This window comes from Saccharospirillum mangrovi (genome assembly GCF_003367315.1).
In the GTDB taxonomy this organism is placed as follows: Bacteria; Pseudomonadota; Gammaproteobacteria; order Pseudomonadales; family Natronospirillaceae; genus Saccharospirillum; species Saccharospirillum mangrovi.
In genome coordinates this window covers 2048895-2073798 of record NZ_CP031415.1, presented here as the reverse complement: position 1 = coordinate 2073798, position 24904 = coordinate 2048895, and the positions used below count along the sequence as shown (strand labels likewise).

Sequence of the window (24904 nt, the reverse complement as noted above, 5' to 3'; positions counted from 1 at the left end):
CTGTCCGGGTTTGGGTTCTGGAGAGTTGTACTGTGGATGTCGGCCTAAGCGGCCGACATCCTGTTCCCTCAATCAATGATTATGTTCTGGCATGGCGCCAATGGCATCCACCGCCAGGTCGACCTCAATGCTGCCGGCGTGTTCGAATTCCAGCGTGATGGTCCGGCGCTCACCTTCTTTCAATGGGGATTGCAGCCCCATCAGCATCAAGTGATAGCTGCCCGGTTCCAAGGTGACCGAGCCGCCAGCTGGGATTTCCAGGCCGTCGTGCATAGCGTCCATTTTCATGGTCATGTTGCTTTCGTCCATGCGGGTTTGATGCACGCTGATGCTCTGAGTGAAATCGGAGTGGCCGCCAAGTAGAAAATCACTGTCATTGCCGTGGTTGTGAATGGTCATAAAACCGCCACCGGTTGGGGTTCCCGGCGGGGTGGCGCGTGACCAGGGGTGTTCAATGCTCAGTTCGCCCAATTCATAGCCATGTGCCCAGGTCATTGGGCTGGCGATCAGGGCGCACAGAGTGGCGAAAGCCATTACTAAACGGGTCATATCAACTCCTGAGTGATAACGAATGCACTTCTGGCTTCGGTAAAAGAAGCCGATTAATTGAGTGTTTTTTATTAGGCGTTAGCTGTCAGGAGCGGCGGTGCACGGCTGAAATAAGGCAGGACTTGAGGGGGTTTTGGGGCGACCGTCAGGAAAACACTGGGGGCCACTTCGGCTTGGGGCGGTCGGGTTTTAACGATCGGATGCCAGGCAGTATCCAGCGTATTTTGGGTGCAGGGGCAGTGGTTATTCTGGGCGGGGCGGTGTTCGTTGTCGTCGAGTGAAAGCTGCGTCCAGGAGGTTCCAGTGCCCAGGCACACCCGAATCCAGACGCCTTTGTCACCGCCTTGAGCGTTAACCGCAGGAACGGCGATAAAACCCAGCCAGGCGATCAGGCTCAGTTTGAAAGCTAAATGGCGTAAACGACGGTTCAATGCTGGAATCCAGGAGCCGGTACCGAAACGCCAGTGTCGGCGCTGGCTGAAGGTAGTGTCAATACGGTGATGGTATTGGGAGGTCAACATGGCGGGAGTAGAATGCCGCCCGACATTGTACAACCAGGAAAACGATGGATGTCGTATATCAGTTTCGATGGTCTGGCTGACCGCTTTGCCGATCAAATTTATGGCGGCATGAAAGGGCGCTTGCGGCAGGCATTGTTGACTCAGTTGTACTCAGCGCATCTGCACGCTGATTTGCAGCAACCTTTGCAGGTGTTGGATGTCGGCGGTGGCCTTGGACAGATGTCAGCCTGGTTGTTGGCAGGCGGTCATCACGTCGACTATTTCGACGTCTCGGCGGAAATGGTTGAACGCGTACAGGCTTCGTTGGCGACTGACATCGAAGCCGGACGTTGTCAGGTTCAACAAGCCTCAGTTTTGGATTTTACCCCAGCACAACCCTACGACCTGGTCGTCCTGCACGCAGTGTTGGAATGGCTGGAACAACCGAAAAATACGCTGGCGCGGGCGATGCACTGGGTAAAGCCCGGCGGCGTTCTGGGTGTGATGGCATATAACCGCCATATGCTGGCAATGCGCAATTTGATGCGCGGTACTCTGGCGAAAGTCAGGGACAACCAACTCGGTGGTGACGGTCGCGGGTTGACCCCGATTTCGCCGTTGGACCCCGCGGACGTGAAAGCGCAGTTAGAAGCGGGCGGGTATACCGTTATCTCACAGGCTGGGATTCGCACCTTTTCGGATTTGACGGAGCCCACGGTTTTGTCGTGGTACGACGAAGCGGATGTCTTGGCAATGGAGCGGCAGTTGTGCGAGCAGGCGCCCTATCGCGATCTGGGGCGCTATGTGCTGTTTCTGGCGCGACGGGAACATTAAGCGTTTTTGACGGTTATAAAAAAACCCCGCCTTGGCGGGGTTTTCTGTTTCAGCAGCCTCGGAATCAGGCGGCTGAGGTGGCGATCACTGAATCGGCCGCTTTGACGAAATCGTCCATGCGATCAAAGTTCAGATAGCGATAAATATCGCCCGCCATGCTGTCGATTTCCGCAGCAATCTTCAGGTATTCCGCCGGTGTCGGCAGTTTGCCGTAGAGCGCTGAAACCGCAGCCAGTTCGGCGGATGCCAGGTAGACATTGGCGCCGTCACCCAGGCGGTTCGGGAAGTTCCGCGTGGAGGTCGAGACCACGGTCGACTTGGCTGCTACCCGTGCCTGGTTACCCATGCACAGCGAGCAACCCGGCATCTCGGTGCGCGCACCGGCGCGGCCGAAGATGTTGTAGTAGCCTTCTTCCATCAACTGAGCCTGGTCCATCTTGGTCGGCGGAGACACCCACAGCCGCGTTGAAATTGGCGCTTTGTGCGCGTCCAGCAGTTTGCCGGCAGCGCGGAAGTGACCGATGTTGGTCATGCACGAACCGATGAAGACTTCGTCGATCTTGTCGCCAGCGACTTCAGACAGCTTACGGGCATCGTCCGGATCGTTCGGCGCGCACAGAATCGGCTCGACGATTTCGTCCATGTTGATTTCGATGACGGTGTGGTACTCGGCATCGGCATCGGCGCGCATCAGGCTCGGTTTTGCTAGCCACTCTTCCATCGCTTTGGCGCGACGTTCCAGCGTACGGGCATCGCCGTAACCGTTGGCAATCATCCAGCGCAGCATAACGATGTTGGAGCGCAGGTATTCGCCAACGGAATCTTCAGACAGCGTGATGGTGCAACCGGCGGCTGAACGTTCAGCAGAAGCGTCAGACAGTTCGAAGGCCTGCTCGACGGTCAGATCTTCCAGACCTTCGATTTCCAGAATGCGACCGGAGAAGACGTTCTTCTTGCCTTTCTTCTCGACGGTCAGTTCGCCTTGCTGGATGGCGTAGTAAGGAATCGCATGCACCAGGTCACGCAGCGTGATGCCCGGTTGACGCTTGCCTTTGAAACGCACCAGAACCGATTCCGGCATGTCCAGCGGCATAACGCCGGTGGCGGCGGCAAACGCAACCAAGCCAGAACCGGCCGGGAAGGAAATGCCCATCGGGAAGCGGGTGTGAGAATCGCCGCCGGTACCGACGGTATCGGGCAGCAACATGCGGTTCAGCCAGGAGTGAATGATGCCGTCACCCGGACGCAGTGACACACCGCCGCGGTTCTTGATGAAGTCGGGCAGGGTGTGCTGAGTTTCGATATCGACCGGCTTCGGATAAGCCGCCGTGTGGCAGAACGACTGCATCACCAGATCGGACGAGAAGCCCAGACACGCCAGGTCTTTCAGTTCGTCGCGAGTCATCGGGCCGGTGGTGTCCTGAGAACCCACGGTGGTCATTTTCGGTTCGCAATATTGGTTCGGACGCACGCCGTCCAGACCACAGGCTTTGCCGACCATCTTCTGCGCCAGGGTGTAACCCTTGCCGCTGTCAGCCACCGCACCGGGACGACGGAAGACAGTGCTCGGTTCCAGGTTCATGGCTTCGCGGGCGCGATCGGTCAGACCACGACCGATGATCAGCGGGATACGGCCGCCGGCGCGTACTTCGTCGAGCAGTACCTGAGTTTTCAATTCGAATTCGGCGACAACTTCACCGTTGCGCTCGACTTTGCCAGCGAACGGATACAGGTCGATCACATCGCCCATTTCCAGTTTGTCGACGTCAACTTCAATCGGCAGAGCGCCAGCGTCTTCCATGGTGTTAAAGAAGATCGGAGCGATTTTGCTGCCCAATACATAACCGCCGGTGCGCTTGTTCGGCACGAACGGAATGTCGTCACCGGTATGCCACAGCACGGAGTTGGTCGCGGACTTACGCGATGAGCCAGTACCGACGACATCGCCGACCAGCACAACAGGGTGACCTTTTTCTTTCAATGTTTCGATCTGTTGGATCGGGCCGATTTCGCCATCGTTATCCGGGTTCAGACCATCGCGCTTCATTTTGTACATCGCCAGAGCGTGCAGCGGGATGTCCGGACGCGACCAGGCATCTTGCGCCGGAGACAAATCGTCGGTGTTGGTTTCGCCGGTCACTTTGAAAACCGTCAGAGTGATTTTTTCCGGAACTTCTTTTTTGTTCAGGAACCACTCGGCGTCGGCCCAGGATTGCATCACCGCCTTGGCAGCGCTGTTACCGTTCTTGGCCATTTCATCAACGTCGTGGAACGCGTCGAACACCAACAGAGTGTGTTTGAGTTCTTCGGCGGCAACGTCGGCCAGTTCACCGTCTTTTAGCAAGCTGACCAGGGTTTCGATGTTGTAACCGCCCTGCATGGTGCCGAGCAGTTTTACCGCTTCTTTTTTATCGATCAGCGGGGATTGCGCTTCGCCTTTGGCGAGCGCAGACAGGAAAGCGGCTTTAACGTAAGCGGCTTCGTCGACACCCGGCGGTACGCGGTTGACCAACAGATCTTTGATAAAGGCTTCTTCACCCGCCGGTGGATTTTTCAGCAACTCCACCAGTTCGGTTACTTGCTCAGCGGTGAGCGGTTTGGCCGGAATACCTTGGGCCTCACGCGCTTGCGCGTCTTGTCGGTAAGCTTCTAACACGATAACTCTCTCCAAACGGTGGGTGGCATTGCCAGCAGGGTCGTCGGCTGGGTGGGCGTACGCAACCGGGACTGGCTGAATGGCGCGGAAGTTTAGTGAATTCTAGTACAAAAGTTAAGTAAAGGGCCTTTATGAACAGTATTCATCAGATGAATGAAGGTCGCGCCTGATCACACGGAAAACGCCGCCTCAGGCGATGTTGACGACCTTGTGCATCTGCACCGTCAGGCGCCATTGCGGGTGGGCTAGACAATAGTCGATAGCGGCGCGGGTTGACGACTGAGTTGCGGGTGCAATTTGCGCAGCATCCCAGGGGTTTAGCGGGCTGAGAAAGCGATATTGGGCGTCGATTTGGTCAAACCGTTCCGGCATCGCTTCGGCTTGCGGATACACCAGTTTGAGTTCATCGCAGCGTTTAACGATGACTTCACTACGACCTTTGGGGCTGACGCATACCCAGTCGAGATTGGCCGGTAACGGCCGGGTTCCGTTGGTTTCGATGGCGCATTCAAAGCCCGCTTGATGCAGTTGGTCGATCAAGTCCTCGGTCAGTTGCAGGCTGGGTTCACCGCCGGTGAAAACGACATACGGACGGCCAGCATTCGGGTTGGGCCAGAGTGCTGAAATGGCGTCGCAAAGCGCCTTGGCATCGGCGAAGCGGCCGCCACCGGGGCCATTAGTGCCAAGAAAATCGGTATCACAAAAGGTGCAAACGGCCGTAGATCGGTCTTGCTCGCGCCCGGACCACAAATTACAGCCGGTGAAGCGACAAAACACCGCCGGCCGACCGGCCTGAGCGCCTTCGCCCTGGAGGGTGTAAAACATTTCCTTAACGCTGAAAGTCACGATGGGGCGGCTCGTAGGGTGCCGGTTAGCCCGTTTGGCTGTCGGCAAAAATTACAGAATTTCGCTCAGGTTGTGTTGGCGATGCAGCAGTTGCTCGAACTCATCCTGGCGCAGCGGCGGCGAGAATAGATAGCCTTGATAGCGTGAGCAACCTTTGGATTCGAGAAAATTCAACTGGTCGCTGGTTTCGACGCCTTCGGCAATGGTCTGCAGATTCAGGTGGCGAGCCATCGCCAGAATGGTTTCTACGATGGCAGCGTCGTTGGTGTCGGTATTAATGTCGCGTACGAACGACTGATCGACTTTCAGCACATCCAGCGGCAAACGTTTCAGATACGACAGGCTGGAATAGCCGGTACCGAAATCGTCGATGGAAAAAGTGACGCCGTAATCGCGAATCTGGTGCATGCGCACGATGGTTTCTTCGACTTCGTGAATCACCATGCCTTCGGTGATTTCCAGATCGATGCATTGCGGTGGAATGCCACTGGCGTCGATGGCGTCGCGCACCTGATCAAAAAATTCCGGCTGACTGAATTGTTGCGGGCTGATGTTGATGCCCATCACCTGATCGCGCGTCCACAAACCACGGTCCATCCAGTCGCGCAAAATGGCGCAGGCGGTGCGCAGTGCCCACTCACCGACCCGAACAATCAAGCCCATGCTTTCCAGCACCGGGATGAATTCTACCGGCGACACCACACCGCGTTCCGGGTGCTGCCAACGCATCAACACCTCGGCGCCAATGATGCGGTCGTTACTGGAATCGACTTGCGGCTGGAAGGTCAGGAAGAACTCGTCGTTGTTCAGAGCACGGCGCAGATCGTTCTCCATGGTCAGACGAAACACCGTGGCTTCGGCCATGGCCTGTTCGAACAAGATGGCGGTGTCTTTGCCGCGCGACTTGGCCTGATACATGGCGGTGTCAGCGTTGCGTAACAGATCGGAAGCGCTGATCTCGCCATCGGGGAAGAGCGCGATGCCAAGACTCGCCGTCACCGTTAATCGATTGCCGTTGACCAAAAACGGCGTCGCCAGAACCGACCGTAACGCTTCGGCGCGATGGCCGGCCAATAAACTGACTTCCTCGGTCTGAGTGCCCAGATCGGCCAGACAGACGACAAATTCGTCGCCGCCCAAACGGGCCACGGTGTCTTCTTCGCGCACGACTTCAGACAGCCGCACCGCCGCTTGCCGCAGTACGCTGTCACCGGCACCGTGGCCGAGCGAATCGTTGATGTCTTTGAAGTTATCGAGGTCGATAAAAATCAGTGCGCCCAACAGATTGGAGCGGCTGGCTCGGCGCAGCGATTGATCGAGTCGGTCCAGAAACAGATGGCGGTTGGGCAGGTCGGTCAGCGGATCGTGATACGCCATGTGCTGCATGCGCGCCTGGTTGCGCTTGCGTTCGGTGATGTCGACGCCGACCGACAAAATGGCCGGCTCACCGCGGAATTCGAGCGGCAAAATACGCAGCTCAAGCGCGGTGTAATTCCCGGCCGGATCGACCCATTCGAATTCGGGAATAAACAGGCTGTGCTGTTCTGTCAGCACTTTGGCATCGGCTTCCTGCAATAAGTCTCGCGATTTGTCTTCGTAGAAATTCAACAGCGCCGACTGATGCTGTCCGGTTAATTGTTCGACACTTTGCTGGAACGCCCGGGCGTAGGCTTTGTTGACCAACACCAGATGGCCGCTGGCGTCTTTCACGTAAATCATGTGCGGCAGGTTGTCGATCAGCCGGCGCATGTTGTCGTAGGATTCTTCGACTTCGTGGCGCGCCACGCTGTTGTCGCGAATCAGCTGTTCGACGCTGTTTAAATGCAGGTTGATGTTGGTGGTCAGATGGCCGATTTCGTCGTCTTCGTGCCCTTTGGGCACCGGCAAGCGCCGACCGGCTGGGTTTTTCGGATCAATGGCGTCGAGCGATGTCGACAGTTGATTCACCGGGTGCGTCACCAGACGATAAAACAGCACCAGGAACAGCAGAATCAGCACGAAGTTTTTGGCAACGCCCAGTACCAGCGTCGACAGCGCCCGGTCTACGAAACTTTCGTAAGCCAGCACCATGTCGAGATCCATGCGCAGTACGCCGTAGACATCGCTGCCCATGGCATCGGTTTCCAGTCGGGTTTCCAATTGCCGCGTCGGATTGCCAATAAAAGGTTCGTACCAGTGCGAGCGACGATTAGACCGGTCGGCACTGCGTTGCGCCAGCGGATTGCCCAACTCGTCGACAATGGCAACGGCGTTCACGAAGTCGTAGACGAACATGCCGTCGACCACTTCAGCGGCCAGGTTGTAATCCAGGGTGTGCACCGCGCGCGAGGCGGCAAAACGGGAGGCGTTCATCACCCGTTCAATGGAATTGTTCAGTGAACTTTGTTCGTCGCGGTAATCGAGAAATACCTGAAATCCGGAGGTGACCAGGCTGACCACCAACGCCAGGATGACGCCTATACGCGCCAGCCGAAAAGACAGATGTTGTAAAAGCGTCGATTTGAATACCGCTGAAGACATGCTGACCAGCCGCCGGCGCCCGTCTGGGCAAGATCTTTACTAAACAGTGACAGCTTAGCCAAAATCCCTAACCGACGCCATTGTCAGCAAGCGACGCCAGCGCCAAATCAGCCACAGTGCCAACACCGGATTGCCCAGCGCCGGCAGCGCCAGACTGACGCTCAGGCGAATCCAGAGGCGATTTTCCAAGCGCCAGACCACCGCCATTGCCAGAAAAAATCCGCTGTATAAATCCAGCAGCGCGATCTGGCCCCAACTGTGACTGAGCAGCCATTGGCCCTCGCTGTAAAAGCGGGACCACGGCGCTGACAGCAGCATCCAGACAATCAGCAAGGCGGATAACAGCAAGCCCGCAGCCAAAGCCAATCGAGCCGGCCAAGACGATTGAATCACGATGGGATCGCCTCATACTGGTAACGGATTCGGGCCTGGTAATTACCGCCGTCTTCGCCCGGTACGCGGATCAATCCGCGGTATTCCAGCAAGCGACGACGAGGCATGTCGTAGGTCAGTTCGATCGGGTCGATCAACCAACGCAAAACGGCATTCTGAACGGTCAATTGCACGACCATCTGTTGCTCGTCAATCGAGGTGGGCTCCAGCGTCAGAGCAACCCAGCGCAGCCGACTGGCGATGAGAAATTCCACGTCCAGACGATGGCCGGCTTTAAGTTCATCGAAATGTTGCAACACGAAATAATGAAAGCCAGCGTCGATGATGGCCGCCTGTTTCGGCCACGCCACCACGCCGTTTTCGCGACCGCTCACGTGTACGCCATCGGCCATCGGTAACACCGAATCCTGACGCTGTTCTGCCGGAATATACATTTCAAAAGCCGGGCGGGCGGGTTCGATGTAGGTGATGATTTTGTGCGCCAGCGGCTGGTCGTCCGGGTCCAGAAATTGAATGGTTTCCCGCGTCGGCTGCCCATCGGTGAGCGTCAGCTGATGTATTTCCCGATACAGCAAACGGCCGCTGTCGAGATCGTAAGCCTGGCCGATGAATTCAACTGTCTGGGCGTTGGCCATCCCGACTGATAACAGCACCAGAATCAGCAGTCGCTTCATAAACGATTGCCTCGCGAATTTGATGTCGTCACCGACATCCAACGATAAAACAGAGGCAGCCAAAGCCCCCAACTGAGCGGCAATAAATACCAGGCTGGCCCCGACAACTGTGCAGCACCCAGTGTCGCACCGCCCAAATAACTGCCGCCAGCGCCAACGATGCCACCGAATATTTGCAATATTGGTCGGTCAGCCAGCCAGGCCAGCGAATGGTTCAGCGTCAGTGGGAACATCAGCCATAACCCGATCAGCCAAAGCGGCAACGGCCAGCCAGCACCGTAAAATTCGACCCAGGGTGACGCTTGCCATAAGGCGTCTATCGCGCCGCCAAACACCATGATGGGAATGACGCGGCGCCATTCGGCAGCGCTCGCCAGCCAGCGCCAGTGACACGCGACAAACACCAACGCCCACAGCAACGACCAGGGTGAACGCGTCAGCACCAATATTAACCAGCCCGCCTGAAAGCCAGCGTAATTGAACAATCGCCAGGCGACAGTACGGTTCAGGGCGTTACCCATAAGCGGCGATGCCCGGCTTTGGCGAACATGATCTGATGCGTATTGATGGCGCGCTCGGCAAAGCCGCCTTCGCAATACGCGAAGTAATAACGCCACAGCCGCTGAAAGGCATCGTCGTAGCCGAGCGCTGTTAATTGCGCGCTGGCTTGAACAAAACGCCGCTGCCATTCCTTCAATGTCAGGGCGTAGTGTTCGGTCATGTCTTCGACGTGCAGTGTTTGCAAATCGGTGTGGCGTTTCAGGTTGTCCTGCAACACCGACAGCGATGGCAAATGGCCGCCGGGGAAAATGTATTTGCGGATAAAGTCGACGCTGCTGCGATAGCGGTCGTAACGCTGGTCGGGCAGGGTAATGCATTGCAACAGCGCCACGCCCTGGTCGTCCAGTCGTTGCGTCAGGGTGCGGAAATAACTGGGCAGAAAATCGTGGCCGACAGCTTCAATCATTTCAATCGACACCAGCTTGGAATAGGTGCCTTTAAGGTCGCGATAGTCTTGTTTCAATAAGGTTATGCGGTCGCTCAGGCCGGCCGCCTTAATGCGCTCGGCGGTGTAGTTGTATTGCTCGTCAGAAATGGTCGTGGTGGTGACTTTACAGCCGTAATGTTGGGCAGCGTGCAGCGCCATACTGCCCCAGCCGGTGCCGATTTCCAGCAAATGATCGTCGGGCGTCAACGCCAGTTTCTGGCAAATGCGATCGAGCCGAAACCGCTGGGCGTCTTCCAGACTGGTATCGACGGTTGGGTAAAAGGCGCTCGAATACATCATCGACGGATCGAGAAATGTCTCGAACAAATCGTTGCCCAAATCGTAGTGCGCGCGGATATTGCGACGCGAGCCGGCGCGGTCGTTGCGATTGAGCCAGTGCGCCAGGCGCAGCAGTGGTTTGGTGAATTGACCGATAACGCGATTCAGCCCCGAAGTAGTATCCAGATTGGCGGCAAAAACGCGCACCACAGCGGTTAAATCCGGGCTGTCCCAAAAGCCTGCGACGTAACATTCGGCCGCCGCCAAATCGCCACCGGTGAGCATTTCGCGATACACCCGAGGGTTGTGCACGCGCACGCTGGCGTGCGGGCCGGCGCTGTCCAGGCGGCCGAAAACGGTTTGACCGTCGGCGTCGTCCAGCGTCAACGAACCCCGAGTGAATTGTCGCAGGGCATTGAACAACAAACGTCGGCTGAGGGTGTTGGAGCGCGTCGTCGAATGCGTGGAAGCGATGGTCATGCCGATGTTTCCTTCTTGTCCTTGCGCGGATGCGGGTAGAAGCGAATGCCTTTTAACCAGAGTCGTAAGGCGTGCCAGTAAATGCCGGTCACGACTTTTACGGTCATCCAGGGGAAACGGATGAGCGCCCGGTTCAAATGAGCGCTGCTGATGTCTTTTGCCTCTAACACCAGGGTGGCGTCGAACTGTCGTTCGCCCTGACGGTAATTTTCCAGGTGCACGCGCAGCGTCTGTTCCGGCGTGCCGAACACCCAGCGATATTTCATTTCCATCGGTAAAAACGGCGACACATGAAACGCCTTGTCCAGATGGTATTCGCGGTAATGGCGATGTTGCCGCTGCGGTTCGTGGGCGCCAGCGCCGGCTTGCGCTGTCAGCACGTATTGATGGCGTTCACCCCAGGGCGTGTTGGTCACTTCGGGCATGATGGCGAGCAGGGTATTGTGTTCATCGAAAGCGTAATAAAAGGTCACCGGATTGAAGGCAATGCCGAGATAACGCAGATGCGTCAGCATGCGAACGGAGTGAATATGCTGCGGTTTTAAATGGCTGAGTTCGCAAATGCGATCAATGACGGCCGCTTTTAAATCTCCTCTTTCCGGCGCGAAATAATCGGCGCGGCGAAAGCTGGCCCAGTTGAAGGTTTCACGCGACCAAAAACGCGATTGCGCAAACACAGCGTCGATTTCATCCAGATCGAGATAAAGCATAAACAGCGGATAGTTCAGCCGATGCGCTTTGGGCGCGTAGCGCCGATGCCGTACCCAGCCCTCGTACAACCGACTGTTCATTGCCATGGCTCCACGCCCAAATCGCTCGCTACCCGCAAGGCGCTGTTGACGCCGTCTTCGTGAAAACCGTTGAACCAATAAGCCCCGCAGAAATGGCTGCGATGGCGGTTGCCAATGCGGTGGTATTGCTGTTGCGCTTCGATGCCGGCTTGGGTAAACACCGGATGGGCATAGTTAAATTGGTTAATGATTTTTTCCGGTGCAATGCGATCAGTACGGTTCAGCGTGACGCAAAAGGTTTCCGGCGCGTCGCGGAAATTCTGCAGAATATTCATGTTGTAGGTGAGGCCGACGGCTTCGTCCGGCGACGCCGGTAAATGGTAATTCCAGGCCGCCCAGGCTTTTCTATTACGCGGCAACAAACGGGTGTCGGTGTGCAACACAACCTCGTTCGAACGGTATGGCAGGGCGCCGAGAATTCTTCGCTCGTTGTCCGTCGGATTCGCCAGCAACGCCAGCGCCTGGTCAGAATGACAGGCAAACACCACCTGATCAAAACGTTCCTGATGGCCGTTGAAAAAGTGCAGACTGACGCCCTGGTCGTCACGCTCGACTCGGGTCACGCCATGCCCGGTATGCACGCGATCTTTGAACGGTGCAATTAACGGATCGATGTAGGCGCGCGAACCGCCCTGGATGACATACCACTGTGGCCGATGCCTGATCGACAACAAGCCATGATTTTTAAAAAATCGCACAAAAAACAGCGCCGGGAATTGTTCCATATCCGCTTCACCGGACGACCAGATTGCCGCGCCCATTGGCACAATGTAGTGGCGAATAAAAGCCTTGCCGTAACCACCTTGGCGAAAGTATTCGCCCAGCGTTAATTCCGGTTTTAAGCGACCCGAATCCAGGTCGGCCAGACTGCGTTTATTGAACCGGATAATGTCACGCAACATACCGAGAAACGCTGGCCGAAAAAGGTTACGGCGTTGGGCAAATAAGGTGTCCAGGTTGTGGCCGTTGTATTCCAGGCCGGCTTTGTCGTCGCGCACACTGAAGCTCATTTCCGTGGCTTCGCGGGCGACATCGAGTGGCGCCATCAGTCGGTTGAAGTTGTGATACACCCAATCGTTGTAAACGATAAAACCAGTGTTGACCGGATAGATTTTTCCATCCAACTCGACGTCTTGCGTGTGGGTGTGGCCGCCGAGTAATTCGCTCTGTTCATACAGTTCGATGTCGAACTGTGAGTGCAGCAATCGTGCGGTGGTCAGACCGGCGATGCCACTGCCGATGATGGCGATGCGTTGAGTCATAAATCAGTCTGTCCTTAATCGGAATTCAGCCGGCTTTTCAGCCAACCCAAAACAGGGCCGATGATCGGTAAGTGGTCAAACAGCATCTGGTTGCTGTCGAAATAATCCTGGTGGCGTCGAATGCGATCATCGAATTGCAAAAACGTCACGCCCGGTAATGTAATGGCGCGACCTTTGGCAATTTTCGGATGGCGATAAGTCATCTCCCAGCGCAGCACGGCTTCGTGGTCGTTTGCCCAATGGCTTAAATAACGAAACTCGATATCGGTGAGATTTTGGTAAAGCCCGGCAAAATAGTGCGCCAGTGCATCGAGCCCTTCGATGCGATGCATCGGGTCGATAAACACGACATCGTCGTCGTACAGCTCGCTCAGCCGATCGCGGCTGACGTTGTTCGGTCCCAAATCGTTGTAAAGCGCTTGAACGCGTTCAATGAGGGTCATGGTGTTGTGCTCTGTATGAATGAGTTTTGCTGTGCATGAATGAATCGATCCGTGTTATTTGAATGTTTAAAGCGCCTTAAATAACGCCAGAGTTTCCGCGCGAGCCTGCTGGTAATCGATCAACGGTTTTGAATAACCGGGCACGGCATCGGGCGAATGAATTTGGCGATTATCGAGCGCTGATAATTCCGGTAACCAACGGCGGATGTAATTGCCTTCGGGGTCAAAACGTTGTGACTGAGTGACCGGATTAAAGATGCGAAAATACGGTGCGGCATCGACGCCTGTCGCCGCGCACCATTGCCAGCCACCGTTGTTGCTGGCGAAGTCAATGTCGAGCAGCGAGCGCGCAAACCAGCGTTCGCCCAGGCGCCAATCGACTTGCAGAATTTTCACCAGATACATGGCGACGATCATGCGCACTCGATTGTGCATCCAACCGGTGTGCGCCAGTTGCCGCATGCCTGCATCGACGATGGGGACACCGGTCTGGCCGTTCTGCCAGGCGTCGAGGCGCGCTTTGTCGTTGCGCCAGGGGAAAGCGTCCCAGCGTGAATAGAACGGTTGGTGCTTGGCGAGTTCCGGACGCCAATACAGCAAATAATGATAGAACTCCCGCCAGATTAATTCCGACAGCCAGGTCTGCAATCCCGGATGATCGCGTTTCGGATGCTGCAAAACGGCGCTGAAACACTGGCGCAAACTGACAGCGCCGTTGGCTAACGCCGCCGATAATTTTGAGGTGCCGTCTACGGACGGAAAATCGCGCTGGGTTTGATAGTCCGTCACTGTTAGATCAATGAATCGATCCAACTGAATCAGGGCTGCCGTCTCATTCAAGGGCAGTTCAACCTGTGCCAGCGATTGCACTTTCGGGTAGTGAACGCGAGTTTGAATGGCCGGGCCTATCGCTTTGGGCTCGGGCAATGGAGTTGACAGACTTACGTCCGCCAATTGCCGTAACCAGGCTTTTTTATAGGGAGTGACCACCCGATACATTTCGCCTTGGCCGGTCAGGATTTGGCTTGGATCCCAGGTCACTCTGTCTTCAAAAACGTGGCGATCGATGCCAGCGTTTTGGGCGCAGGCCAGGGCGTATTGATCGCGTTGAACTTCGTCCCAGCCGAACTCACGATGCAGGCTGAGTGAGCGCGCGTTAACGGCCTTAGCCAGTGCCATCAAGTCGTCAACGCCGTGCTGCCAGTCGCTTGATTCAAGCAGTGAAAATTCAATGCCCAGCGCGGCCAGCCGGTGCTCCAACGTCTTGAGTGCATCGACCCAGGCGAAGCGGCGTGGCGTGCCGTAGTCGTGTTGATCCCACTGTTCCGGTGTCCATAAAAAGACCGCCAATACCCGATCGCCGTTCTGCGCAAGTGAACAAGCGTGGCTCAGCGCCGCATTGTCGTGCGTGCGCAGATCGTTTCGGAACCAGACCAGATGTGTTGCAGTCACACCGCACCCTTAAATGAAGGTTGTTTTGGGAGCCTTGCCTTGGAAACACAGGCGCTTAAACATCAGCGCTCATACATACGCACTGCCTGAGTATTTTGGTTCACTCGAATTTAAATCGGATTGCGCAACCCCAAAGATTCCGGATAGGGATCGAGGACGCTTTGTTGCACCAGATAGGGAAAGGCATCGCCGTGCAGGAAGACGTAATGCTTTAGCAGCGCGATGGGCACAATAAACGGCACGATGGCGTTCTGATATTGCTCAATGCTGTGTCGCAATGATGCTTTTTCTTTGTCGGATAATTGCTGTTTGAAATAGCCGAGTAAGTGTTGCAACACGTTGACGCGTTGGCCGCGTTTGGGGATTTTTTTCAGCGCGTCCATCAGTTCAATAAAATACCGCTGACCCAGTTCGGCGAGGCTTTCCCGGTCGCTTAAATCGGCTAGCAGTCGGCCCAGCGATTTGTAGCGGTTGTAGTCGTGCATCATCAGTAAATATTTTTGCCGGGAATGAAAATCGATGAGTGCCTTGGCCGATTGCCAGGGTTGTTGAGTGCGCCATTGGTTGTGAACGTACAACCGCTGTACGAAGTTTTCGGCCAGAGCGGCGTCACTTAGTCGGCCGCTTTCTTCTACCGGCAAACCGGGGCGGTGTTGCAGAACCGTCTGGGTGTGAATGCCGACGCCATTTTTTTCCGGAATGGCGTGTCCGTTGTACAACTTGACGCGTTCCATGCCGCACGACGGCGAGCCTTGCATCACCACGTAGCCGTCAATGTCGTCCAACTGCGGCAGGATGGATTGCGCGTAGTGTTGCAACGCTTCGGTGTGGTCAACAGCGGCGTTGGTGGTGTTGACGGCGCGGGTGCCGGTATCGGTTTGAATCAGGCGAATGGGTTCACGCGGGATGCCCAGACCAATACCCACTTCCGGGCAGAACGGGCGAAAGTCGGCGTATTGGCCCAGGGTATTGGTCAACCAGCGGTGCAGCTTGTGGCCGCCGTTGTAGCGTACGCTGTCGCCGAGCAGGCAACTGCTGACGGCCAGGGTCAGTCGGTTCATCGGTGATGTCTCATTCGCAATGTCCATTGCTCAGTACGGTCAGCGGGGCCGTCTGGATTCCTTGGTCGTTTGCAGCAAGTTGGTCTGAACGCTGATTAAGGCGGCCGGTAACCAGCGAAGCCGCAGGGTCGCTTTAGTGCGATTCATCGTCCGCTGCCTGCCCGGTCAGGTGTTCATGTCTGGCCGCAGTATAGAAGCCTTGCGGCGCTTGAGATTTTTAATCAGGCAGGCATAATGCCGCGCTCTGCGTTAGGGTGGCTCTGCCGGTCCCCCCGCAACGAGAAGTCGTGAATCCCGCCAGGCCCGGAAGGGAGCAACGGTAGCGGCTGTATCGGGTGCCGGGGTGTGGCTGGTGGAGCCGCCACCCGCCGATCTAACTTCCTGTTTTATCTCGTTTTTTCCTAACCATCTGGCAGCATCCAGCCATCCCGGTTAGGATAGGCGTCCGTCGAATTTTCAACCCCGAGCCGTCATGTCCTATCAGGTACTGGCACGCAAGTGGCGACCGGCCACCTTTTCCGACATGGTGGGTCAGTCCCACGTGCTCAAAGCGCTGATCAATGCCTTAGATCAGCAGCGTCTGCATCATGCCTATTTGTTTACCGGCACCCGTGGGGTGGGTAAGACGACGTTGGCGCGATTGCTCGCCAAGAGCCTCAATTGCGAACAGGGCGTCAGCTCGCGCCCTTGCGGTGTTTGTTCGGCCTGCCGCGAAATTGCCGAAGGCCGGTTTGTTGATTTGCTGGAAATCGACGCCGCGTCCCGCACCCGGGTGGAAGACACCCGCGAGTTGCTCGACAACGTTCAGTACGCGCCGACGCGTGGCCGCTACAAGATTTATCTGATCGACGAAGTGCACATGCTGTCGACGCACAGCTTCAATGCGTTGTTAAAAACCCTCGAAGAACCACCACCGCACGTCAAATTCCTGCTCGCCACCACCGACCCGCAGAAACTGCCGGTGACGGTGCTGTCGCGCTGTTTGCAGTTCAACCTGAAAAGCATGACCCGCGAAGGCATCGTCGGTTACTTGCAGCACATCCTCGCAGAAGAAACCGTGCCGTTCGACGATCCGTCGCTCTGGCTGTTGGCCGAAGCCGCCGCTGGCAGTATGCGCGATGCACTCAGCCTGACCGATCAGGCCATTGCCTTTGGCGAAGGCCAACTGCGTGAAACCGAAGTGGCGGCCATGCTGGGTACGGTCGATCTCAAGCGGGTGCTGAATCTGGTGCGCGGTCTGATCGAAAAAGACGCCTCAGCCTTAATGGCGCAAGTGGCGGAACTTGCCGAGCACGCGCCCGACTTTCGCGCCCTGATGAACGAATTGCTGTCGACGCTGCACCGTGTCGCCATCGCCCAGGCCGCCCCCGATGCGCTGGATAATTCCAAAGGCGACCGCAATGTGCTGGTGGCGCTGGCACAAGCGGCGCAGCCGGAAGACGTGCATCTGTTCTATCAATTCGGCACCGCCTCGGTGAAAGACCTGGCGTTGGCGCCGAGTGAACGCGCCGGTTTTGAAATGGCGTTGCTGCGTATGCTGGCGTTCAGTCCCAGCCCGGCGCGTTCGGTGTCTGATTTGCCGCCGCTGGCGAGCCAGTCGGCACCAGCCTTGCCAACAACGTCGGAACCGACACCACCGGCTGATAGCGCGCCTCACCAGGCTGCTGTGGAGCAAACGGAGCCCGCCACAACAGAAGTGGTTCCATCGCCTTCTCAAACCGAAGTGGTTGAGTTTGAGTCGCACAATGCCGAACCACCGGTCAACGAAGAGCCGATGAATGCGTCGTTGCCGGAACCCGACCCGGCGCCTGAACCTGTTGCTGCTTCAATACCGCCCTGGGAAGACGAAGCCGCCCAGGACGATGCCATCGCTGAGGCGGAAGTTCTGGAAGCCGAAGCCGCCGTTGATCAGGCCCTGGCTCACTGGGTGGCTGCGACGGTTGTAGCGGAAGAATTGACGGATGTTGCTGCATTGGCACCACCGATGGCGGCAGAGGACGGTTTTGAGTCTGTCGCGCCAGCTTTAGTAGACGGACCGGCATTAATAGAAGAACCAGCAGCTGGCAACGTCTCTGCCTCAGTTGCCGGCATAGAAGCCGACGCTGTTAACGGCACTGACGAAGACATCAATCCGGCGCGCTGGCCGGAAGTGGATTTCGACGCCGACCCCCAGGGCTGGTGGCAGGTCACGCTCTATAAGCTGGGCCTCAGTGGCATGACGCGCACGCTCTTTGCCCATTCGCAGTGGCAGGCCTATGCCGACGGTCGCGCCCAACTGTTGATCGCCACTAATTATCGCAAGTTGATGAACGACACCCACAGCCAGCGGCTGCGTGAAGCCTTGGCGACGGTGCTGCCCGGTTTCCAGGGTTTCGATTACGAATTTGGCGCCGCTGAAAAAACCCCTCAGGCCTGGCTCGATCAGTTAAATCGGGCCGCCTGGGAACGCGCGGTGAACGATCTGCAAGAGGATCGGTTTGTGCAGTCACTGGTCAGTGATTTTGCTGCGGAACTGCGCACCGATACCGTCCAACCCCGTTTTAATCCATTACCGACAGGAGCCTGAAACGATGAAAGGTGGCATGGGTAACCTGATGAAACAGGCCCAGAAGATGCAGGAAGACATGAAGCGCATGCAGGATGAAGTCGCCAATGCTGAGGTGACGGGCGAATCCGGTGCGGGTCTGGTTAAGGTGGTGATGAACGGTCGCCACGACGTCAAGCAAGTCACGCTCGACGATTCTGTGCTCGAAGAAGACAAAGAACTGCTGGAAGATTTACTGGCCGCCGCCGTCAACGACGCGGTGCGTAAAGTTGAAGCCTACAGCCAGGAAAAAATGTCATCGCTGACTGCCGGCATGCAACTTCCGCCCGGCTTCAAGATGCCGTTCTAAGCCAGGATCGCATGAGTTACACCCCGCTCACTGAACGCTTGATGGACGCACTCCAGGTTTTGCCTGGGGTGGGCACTCGCTCGGCGCAACGCATGGCGTTGCAGTTGTTGGAGCGTGATCGTGCCGGTGCGGCCAGTCTGGCGCAGGCGCTGAGTGCAGCGCTGGATGGCGTGCAACATTGTGAGCGGTGCCGGGCACTGAGCGAACAGCCGTTGTGCGAACTGTGCAGTGATGCCGATCGCGATGCGTCCTTGTTGTGTGTGGTGGAAACACCGGCTGATCGCGAAGCCATTGAGCAATCGGGCAGCTACAGCGGGCAGTATTTTATTTTGCAGGGGCAGTTGTCGCCGATTGACGGCATCGGCCCGGATGAATTGGGCGTGCCGCTATTGGTTGCGCGCGTTAGCGAAGGCGGCGTGCGCGAAGTCGTGTTGGCGACCAACGCCAACATGGAAGGCGAAGCCACCGCGCATTATTTGATTGAGCAATTACGTCCGTTGGGCGTCGAAATTTCCCGCCTGGCGCAAGGCGTGCCGTCTGGCCGAGAACTCGGTCGAGTGGACAGCAGCACCTTGTCACATGCGCTCAGCGACCGGAGGAAGCTTGGCTTCGAGCATGACTGACGCGCCGGTGTGGATCACCGGCGATGCCGCTTTGGCGCAAGCTTGCGAGCCTTGGCGGCAAGCCAAGGTGCTGGCGCTGGATACCGAATTCGTTCGCACCGAAACCTATTTCGCGCGGCTGGGATTGATTCAGGTGGCGTTGGATGGCCGTTGCAGCCTGATCGATCCGTTGACCATCAGCGATTGGTCACCGTTGGTCGCGGTGCTCGAAGACCCGGCCATCATCAAGGTATTTCACTCTTTATCGGAAGACGCCGAGGTGTTATTGCACAGCACCGGCGCCCGGGTGTTTCCGGTATTCGATACCCAGATTGCCGCAGCCTTAGCCAACCACGATCTGCAAATGGGTTTTGCCCGCCTGGTCGATGCCGTGTTCGATGTTCAGTTGCCCAAAGAAGCCACGCGCAGCGATTGGTTGAAGCGGCCGTTGGATGCCATTCAATGCGATTACGCCGCCGCCGACGTTTATTGGTTGGAAAAACTGTTCAACCAACTGGCGCCGCCGTTACGTGAACAAGGCCGTTTCGACTGGGTGATTGAAGACAGTAACCGCGCCGCCGCTGATAGCCTGCCCACCGAGCCAGCCGACTATTATTTGCGCCTGCGTGGTGCCTGGAAATTGAAAGGCGGTCGCTTGTCGGCGTTGCAGCAATTGGCGCAGTGGCGAGAGCAGGAAGCGCGGCAACAGAACGTTAACCGGTCGCGCATTCTGTCGGACGCCGAAATCATTGAGATCGCCGATACCATGCCGACCGACAGGGCAGCACTGGGGCGGCTGAAAAATCTGCACCCGCGCAAAGTACGAATGTTTGCTGACGCCATTTTGGACATCCTGGCGCAGGCCCAATCTACACCACGGGAACTTTGGCCGACGCGCGTGCCTGGGCCGTTGCCGGTCGCGCAGGCCGAATTGATGCGCGGCGCCAAAGAACAGTTGGCGCGTATGGCCGAGCAACTGGCTGTGCCGGTTGAAGTGCTGGCGCGTCGCAAGCAACTGGAAGCCTTGGTTCGCAGCGGTTTTCCGCAGGGGCCGTATCAGGCACCGGCGTCTATGCTGGGTTGGCGTCAGACTTTGGTGACCGAACCCTTGTTGGATTATTTGGAAGAGCAGCGTCATGCAACCGACTCCTGAACGCGCGCTGGTCAGTATTTTCCGTTCACCCAAGCGTGCGGAAATGTATCTCTATCTGCCGCGCCCGGCGCAATTCGAGACGCTGCCGGAGGCCTTGCGTACGCAATTCGGTGAACCCGAGCACGTCATGGATTTGTTGCTGACTCCGGAACGAACGCTGGCGCGGGTCGATGTGACGCGCGTGTTGGAAGCGGTGTTGCAACAGGGCTTCTATTTGCAAATGCCGCCATCGCAAACTTCGATGGCTGACTGGCAGCGAGACAACTGATGGCCATGCACCAGCCGTTCTGGCAAACCAAAACCCTGGCGCAAATGACCCGCGCCGAATGGGAATCGCTGTGCGATGGCTGTGGTAAATGCTGCCTGCAAAAATTGCAGGACGATGACAGCGGCGAGGTCTATGCGACGCGTCTGGTCTGTCACTATATGACGCCGGACTGTCGTTGCAGTGTGTACAGCGAGCGGCAAAAATACGTGCCCAATTGCGTCTGGCTGACGCCGGACGACGTTAACGAATTTTTCTGGCTGCCTTCCACCTGTGCCTATCGGCTGGTCGCCGAAGGCAAGGATCTGCCCGACTGGCATCCGTTGGTGGCGGGCGATCCGGAGCGCATTCACGAGGCTAAGGCATCGATCAAACATTGGGATCTGATAGCCGATGACCGCGTGCCGGAAGAAGACTGGGAAGACTACATCATTGACAACCTCTGACTGCGAGTCGGTGAAGGCGAGCTCATGATCTACGAAGATCTGTATTGGACAGCAGCGGTGATATACGGCCTCGGCGTGGTCGGTTTCTGGCTGGTGGTGTGGCGCTTCGGCAAATTATTGCCGTGGCGGCCGGTACGCTGGTGGTTAACCTGGCTGTACCTGTGCGTGGTACTGACGCCGTGGCAGGCGACCGAGCCCGAACCTTATATAGCACCGGCTATTATTGTCGGTGCTTTTGATTTTCTGGACGTTGGTGTCGGCGGCGCGCTGCGCGTGTTGATGCCAATGATTCAAGCCATTTTGATCGGCACCTTGATCATCGTGTTGATCAGCATCGGTTTGCGCATGCGCGCAATGAAAGCCTATGAGGCTGAGGCGAAGCGGGAAGCGGAAGGCGGCTGAATTTTATTCCGGCACGCATTCTGCTATACCTTAGGCCGCTCGGTTTTACGAAAGAGGCGGAATACCGCCCGTTTTTCCCTTAGGGGGTACTCAAGGAGTAGGCATGGCCAACCATATTTTCGTTCTAGTTGCCGTTATGCTCATGGCCGGCGTTTTTGGCGGACTGGTAAATTACTACATGCAGTCCCAATACGACCCGGACACCACCAGTCTGCCGCGCAGCCTGGTGGTCGGCATCGGCGCATCCTTTTTGGTTCCGGTGGTATTGGCGCTGGTCAACAGCGACCTGATCACCGAAAGCAGTCAGGATTCCACTCGTTTTCTGATCTTCACCGGTTTTTGTTTGATCGCTGCCATCGCCAGTCGTTTTCTGGTGACCAGCGTATCGGATCGTATTCTGTCGGAAGCGCGTCGCGCGCGTGAGCAATCCGATCGGGTTTTGCATGAACTCTATCTGGTGCAAAGCGAACTGCGCCCGTTGATCGAGACCGAAACCGAAGAAGACCTCAAGGTTGAACCCGATCCACTGACGCCGGAAGAAGAACTCGACGTCACCACCGCCAATGTCCTGAAAACGCTGGGCAATGGCCGCTACATCTTCCGTTCGTTGGGCGGCTTGTGCAAAGAAGTCGACTCTGATGAACCGACCATGATCAAGACTCTGGAGATCATGGTGGCGCGCAACCTGGCCGGTCGCATTACCGGCAAACAGGGTGTGCGTTGGCATTTGACCGACGGTGGACGCCGTATGCTGGCTCGGATGGGCTAATCCGCCAGTTCGAATACCGATGAGGACAAGGACGTCCTCCCTCCGCCTCAAGGCCGCGCCGTCTCGGCCGATCTATAGAAAACCGATTCGAAACGATTGAGTGTGCGACCTCCGTGCGACTGCTTTCCCGCCTGCTATCGACCCTGCTGGTTTGTGCCTGCGCCAGCCTGGCCGCTGAAGAAACCGCCCCGGCGCCGACCGATGTCCGCGTCCTGATCGACATTTCCGGGTCTATGGTGCAAACCGACCCACAAAACCAACGCACGCCTGCCATCAATATGCTGATCGATTCACTCGCCGACGGCAGTGAAGCGGGCATCTGGACCTTTGGTCGTTACGTCAATCTGCTGGTTGAACACGACACCGTTAACGATGCCTGGCGTGCCCAGGCGCGGGCGGCGGTGGCGTCGCTGGAACCCGTTGCGCAACGCACAAACCTGGGCGCGGTACTGGACCAGGCCAGTTACGATTTTGGTTATTCCAATTATCAGGCGCCGACCGATGTGGTGCTGATCACCGACGGCCGGGTGGACATTGCGCCCAACGCTCAGGTGAATCAGGTCGAGCGCGACCGCATTCTCGACACCGTTCTGCCGCGTTACGCTCAGGCCGGCGCGCGCATTCACAGTCTGGCGCTGACCGATGCCGCCGACGCCGGTTTGCTGGAACAGATGGCCAATCAGTCTGGCGGCGTGTTTGCCCGCGTTGCATCGGCTGACGACATTCAGGCCTTTATCCTCGAGGTACTTCAAGCTGTCGACGCGGGTAATGAAATTCCGCTGGAAAACGCCGGCTTTGAAGTCGACTCACAAATTTCCGAAGTCACGGCTTTGGTGCTGCACGATCGCGGCGAGATGGGGCTGGTCAGCCCCAGCGGCGAAACCAGCACAGCGCTGGCGCCAAAACTGGGTCAGCAATGGCGAGTCGGTCCGGGGTATACGCTGGTGACAGTGCGCCAGCCGCAAACCGGACGCTGGCACATCAGCGGGCAGATCAGCGAAGGCTCGCGCGTCTCGGTGGTGTCCGATATGAATCTGCGCTGGCGCCAGCCGGGCGGTTCAGTCACCTTGATCGGTCAGCCGATTCAGATGGAACTGGAAGCCATTGATCAAAACGGCCAGCCGGTGCCGGTTGAACTGACCGAGGTAATGACGCCGACCGTCACCGTGAACGATGACGTGCGCAGCGGTGTGCGCTGGCGCGATGGTGTGTTGTCCGGCAACCTGCCAAACGTTTACGACGCCGGCCCGTTAACGGTTGCGGTTCGTGTTGATGGCGGAACTTTCCAGCGTCTGTTGCGGCGTACTTTCCAGAACCGCCCGCCGTTTATGTCCGAAGTGCTGGTGATGGACGGCGATTACCAATGGCGGCTGTATCCGGCGCATCCCGATCTGGTGCCTGGCAGTGAAGATTTGCGTGCGCACATCGTCAGCCCGGATGGCTGGGAGCGCGATGTGGTGTTTGAGCAACACGACAGCGGCTACTACAGCATGGTCCTCGATGGCGATCAGGAACCGGGCGAATATCAGCTGAGCGTGCGCGGTGATCTGCGTTTCGATGGCCGTGAAGTGCACGACCTCGGCATTGATCCGGTCACCCTGAGTTTGCCGATAGCAGCGACGCAACCACGCATCTGGGATCCGCAAGCGGAAGCGGCCGCAGCCCGTGCGAGGGCAGAAGCCGAAGCGGCGCAACAGGCGATGATGCAGGACGGCGAGCACGGTACGGCCGCAGACGACGCCATGTCCGACGAGTCCATGGCTGATGACATGGCCGAGACCATGACCGACGACATGGACGAGGTGGCATCGGAAGATATGGCTTCGGACGACGAGATGGCCGCCGATATGGCCGATCCGGAACCCAAACTGCCGTATGTGAAAGAGCCGATGCCGCGCTTTGCCGAACTCACCGAAGAGATGTCGGTTCCGGCTAGCCAGCAACCGATGATGCAACCGAATGCGAGCCCGGCTCAATCGGACGACGCCATCAGTCTCGATCAAACCATGGAAGAAGGCGAAGGGGAATCGTCCTCGGCTTCCGGCCCCGGACGAGACATTCCCTGGTTGCGTTTCATGTTGTATGCCGCGCCTGGATTGCTGGTGCTGGTTGCCTTCTTCGCTTTCTTCCGTCGCCTGGAATATCGCGGCAAGTTGCGTGGCAACGACAAAGAATTGAAAGAAGACCCGGCACCGGACATCCGCAACACCGACGTGGATGAACTGGACTTAGGTGCAGGCTTTGGCGCAGACGACGTACCGGAACTGGCCGACTGGGATGGCGAAGCGCCACTGGTCAGCGATCAGGTCGATCCGGAATTGGAACTGGAAACTGACGAGTTCGACCTGAGCGAACTGGAAGATTTTGAAGAGCCCGAGGAAGCCGCACCGGAGCCGAAACAGGAATACCTCGGCGAGCTCGATGAAGGCCGCGCCGAAGATGGCGTTATGCCCACCAACAGCGGTGGCGATGATGAAGACGATCTGTTCGACATCAGCAACATGGAAGAAGACATGTCGGAACTGGAAGGTTTGTCACTGGATGACGACGATCCGTTCGCTGAAGACAGCAACGAAGACGACGCCCAGGCCTCGCGGTAACGTCTTTTCTCCGTCGGCCCGCTCGGGCCGGCGTCTTGCTTCAAC

Annotated in this window: 24 protein-coding genes and 1 other RNA gene; 11 read left to right on the top strand and 14 right to left on the bottom strand. The window is 57.2% G+C overall.

Annotation, left to right across the window (positions count from 1 at the left end; genetic code table 11):
- Positions 1–72 precede the first annotated feature (72 nt).
- On the bottom strand, positions 73–549 hold the full coding sequence (locus DW349_RS09960; protein WP_198650480.1) for a copper chaperone PCu(A)C: 477 nt from the start codon (positions 547–549) through the stop codon (positions 73–75).
- A 71-nt stretch (positions 550–620) separates the two neighbouring features.
- Positions 621–1070 carry a hypothetical protein gene (locus tag DW349_RS09955; protein ID WP_157954332.1) on the bottom strand — a complete coding sequence of 150 codons (450 nt, stop codon included), beginning with the start codon at positions 1068–1070 and terminating at the stop codon, positions 621–623.
- Between the two features lie 48 nt (positions 1071–1118).
- On the opposite strand from DW349_RS09955, the gene DW349_RS09950 reads away from it, so the two are divergent.
- Entirely contained in the window at positions 1119–1883 is a 765-nt protein-coding gene (locus DW349_RS09950; protein WP_157954331.1) for a methyltransferase, read from the top strand.
- A 64-nt stretch (positions 1884–1947) separates the two neighbouring features.
- On the opposite strand, the gene acnB is transcribed toward DW349_RS09950, so the two are convergent.
- The 12 genes from acnB to DW349_RS09890 form a co-directional block, all read right to left on the bottom strand.
- Positions 1948–4539, bottom strand: a complete 2592-nt coding sequence (acnB, locus tag DW349_RS09945; RefSeq protein WP_108125477.1) for a bifunctional aconitate hydratase 2/2-methylisocitrate dehydratase — start codon at positions 4537–4539, stop codon at positions 1948–1950.
- A 189-nt stretch (positions 4540–4728) separates the two neighbouring features.
- Positions 4729–5385 carry a 7-carboxy-7-deazaguanine synthase gene (queE, locus tag DW349_RS09940; protein ID WP_232819315.1) on the bottom strand — a complete coding sequence of 219 codons (657 nt, stop codon included), beginning with the start codon at positions 5383–5385 and terminating at the stop codon, positions 4729–4731.
- Between the two features lie 51 nt (positions 5386–5436).
- Entirely contained in the window at positions 5437–7905 is a 2469-nt protein-coding gene (locus DW349_RS09935) for a putative bifunctional diguanylate cyclase/phosphodiesterase (RefSeq protein WP_108125475.1), read from the bottom strand.
- Between the two features lie 54 nt (positions 7906–7959).
- Positions 7960–8298, bottom strand: coding sequence for a hypothetical protein (locus tag DW349_RS09930; RefSeq protein ID WP_108125474.1), 339 nt, complete (start codon positions 8296–8298; stop codon positions 7960–7962).
- Positions 8295–8972 (bottom strand): hypothetical protein, encoded by a 678-nt coding sequence (locus DW349_RS09925; protein ID WP_108125473.1) that lies wholly within the window; start codon positions 8970–8972, stop codon positions 8295–8297. Before DW349_RS09925 ends, DW349_RS09930 begins: the two co-directional genes overlap by 4 nt.
- Positions 8969–9493, bottom strand: coding sequence for a DUF2878 domain-containing protein (locus tag DW349_RS09920; RefSeq protein WP_157954330.1), 525 nt, complete (start codon positions 9491–9493; stop codon positions 8969–8971). Before DW349_RS09920 ends, DW349_RS09925 begins: the two co-directional genes overlap by 4 nt.
- Entirely contained in the window at positions 9478–10719 is a 1242-nt protein-coding gene (locus DW349_RS09915) for an SAM-dependent methyltransferase (RefSeq protein WP_108125471.1), read from the bottom strand. The genes DW349_RS09920 and DW349_RS09915 overlap by 16 nt, the downstream gene beginning before the upstream one ends.
- Positions 10716–11510 carry a DUF1365 domain-containing protein gene (locus DW349_RS09910; protein WP_108125470.1) on the bottom strand — a complete coding sequence of 265 codons (795 nt, stop codon included), beginning with the start codon at positions 11508–11510 and terminating at the stop codon, positions 10716–10718. Before DW349_RS09910 ends, DW349_RS09915 begins: the two co-directional genes overlap by 4 nt.
- Positions 11507–12772 carry an NAD(P)/FAD-dependent oxidoreductase gene (locus tag DW349_RS09905; RefSeq protein ID WP_108125469.1) on the bottom strand — a complete coding sequence of 422 codons (1266 nt, stop codon included), beginning with the start codon at positions 12770–12772 and terminating at the stop codon, positions 11507–11509. The genes DW349_RS09910 and DW349_RS09905 overlap by 4 nt, the downstream gene beginning before the upstream one ends.
- Before the next feature lie 14 nt (positions 12773–12786).
- The gene (locus tag DW349_RS09900; protein WP_108125468.1) at positions 12787–13215 is read right to left on the bottom strand and encodes a nuclear transport factor 2 family protein; all 429 of its coding nucleotides are present in this window, start codon (positions 13213–13215) and stop codon (positions 12787–12789) included.
- A gap of 66 nt (positions 13216–13281) precedes the next feature.
- Positions 13282–14667 (bottom strand): cryptochrome/photolyase family protein, encoded by a 1386-nt coding sequence (locus tag DW349_RS09895; protein ID WP_108125467.1) that lies wholly within the window; start codon positions 14665–14667, stop codon positions 13282–13284.
- Between the two features lie 110 nt (positions 14668–14777).
- Positions 14778–15728: a YbgA family protein gene (locus DW349_RS09890; protein ID WP_198650479.1), complete on the bottom strand. Its 951-nt coding sequence runs from the start codon at positions 15726–15728 to the stop codon at positions 14778–14780.
- Positions 15729–15989: 261 nt separating this feature from the next.
- On the opposite strand from DW349_RS09890, the gene ffs reads away from it, so the two are divergent.
- The 10 genes from ffs to DW349_RS09840 all read left to right on the top strand — a co-directional run bounded on the left by ffs (position 15990) and on the right by DW349_RS09840 (position 24859).
- An RNA gene (gene ffs / locus DW349_RS09885) (signal recognition particle sRNA small type) lies at positions 15990–16086 on the top strand.
- Between the two features lie 114 nt (positions 16087–16200).
- Positions 16201–18294 carry a DNA polymerase III subunit gamma/tau gene (gene dnaX / locus DW349_RS09880; protein WP_108125465.1) on the top strand — a complete coding sequence of 698 codons (2094 nt, stop codon included), beginning with the start codon at positions 16201–16203 and terminating at the stop codon, positions 18292–18294.
- 4 nt (positions 18295–18298) lie between these two features.
- Positions 18299–18622 (top strand): YbaB/EbfC family nucleoid-associated protein, encoded by a 324-nt coding sequence (locus tag DW349_RS09875; RefSeq protein WP_108125464.1) that lies wholly within the window; start codon positions 18299–18301, stop codon positions 18620–18622.
- An 11-nt stretch (positions 18623–18633) separates the two neighbouring features.
- Entirely contained in the window at positions 18634–19245 is a 612-nt protein-coding gene (recR, locus tag DW349_RS09870) for a recombination mediator RecR (RefSeq protein ID WP_108125463.1), read from the top strand.
- Positions 19238–20377, top strand: coding sequence for a ribonuclease D (gene rnd, locus DW349_RS09865; protein ID WP_157954329.1), 1140 nt, complete (start codon positions 19238–19240; stop codon positions 20375–20377). The genes recR and rnd overlap by 8 nt, the downstream gene beginning before the upstream one ends.
- Complete coding sequence (locus tag DW349_RS09860) at positions 20361–20645, top strand: YcgL domain-containing protein (protein ID WP_108125461.1); 285 nt, start codon at positions 20361–20363, stop codon at positions 20643–20645. The genes rnd and DW349_RS09860 overlap by 17 nt, the downstream gene beginning before the upstream one ends.
- Positions 20645–21088 carry a YcgN family cysteine cluster protein gene (locus tag DW349_RS09855; RefSeq protein ID WP_108125460.1) on the top strand — a complete coding sequence of 148 codons (444 nt, stop codon included), beginning with the start codon at positions 20645–20647 and terminating at the stop codon, positions 21086–21088. Before DW349_RS09860 ends, DW349_RS09855 begins: the two co-directional genes overlap by 1 nt.
- A gap of 24 nt (positions 21089–21112) precedes the next feature.
- Entirely contained in the window at positions 21113–21490 is a 378-nt protein-coding gene (locus DW349_RS09850; RefSeq protein WP_108125459.1) for a hypothetical protein, read from the top strand.
- A gap of 103 nt (positions 21491–21593) precedes the next feature.
- Positions 21594–22259 carry a YEATS-associated helix-containing protein gene (locus tag DW349_RS09845; protein WP_108125458.1) on the top strand — a complete coding sequence of 222 codons (666 nt, stop codon included), beginning with the start codon at positions 21594–21596 and terminating at the stop codon, positions 22257–22259.
- Positions 22260–22372: 113 nt separating this feature from the next.
- Complete coding sequence (locus DW349_RS09840; RefSeq protein WP_108125457.1) at positions 22373–24859, top strand: VWA domain-containing protein; 2487 nt, start codon at positions 22373–22375, stop codon at positions 24857–24859.
- Positions 24860–24904 lie beyond the last annotated feature (45 nt).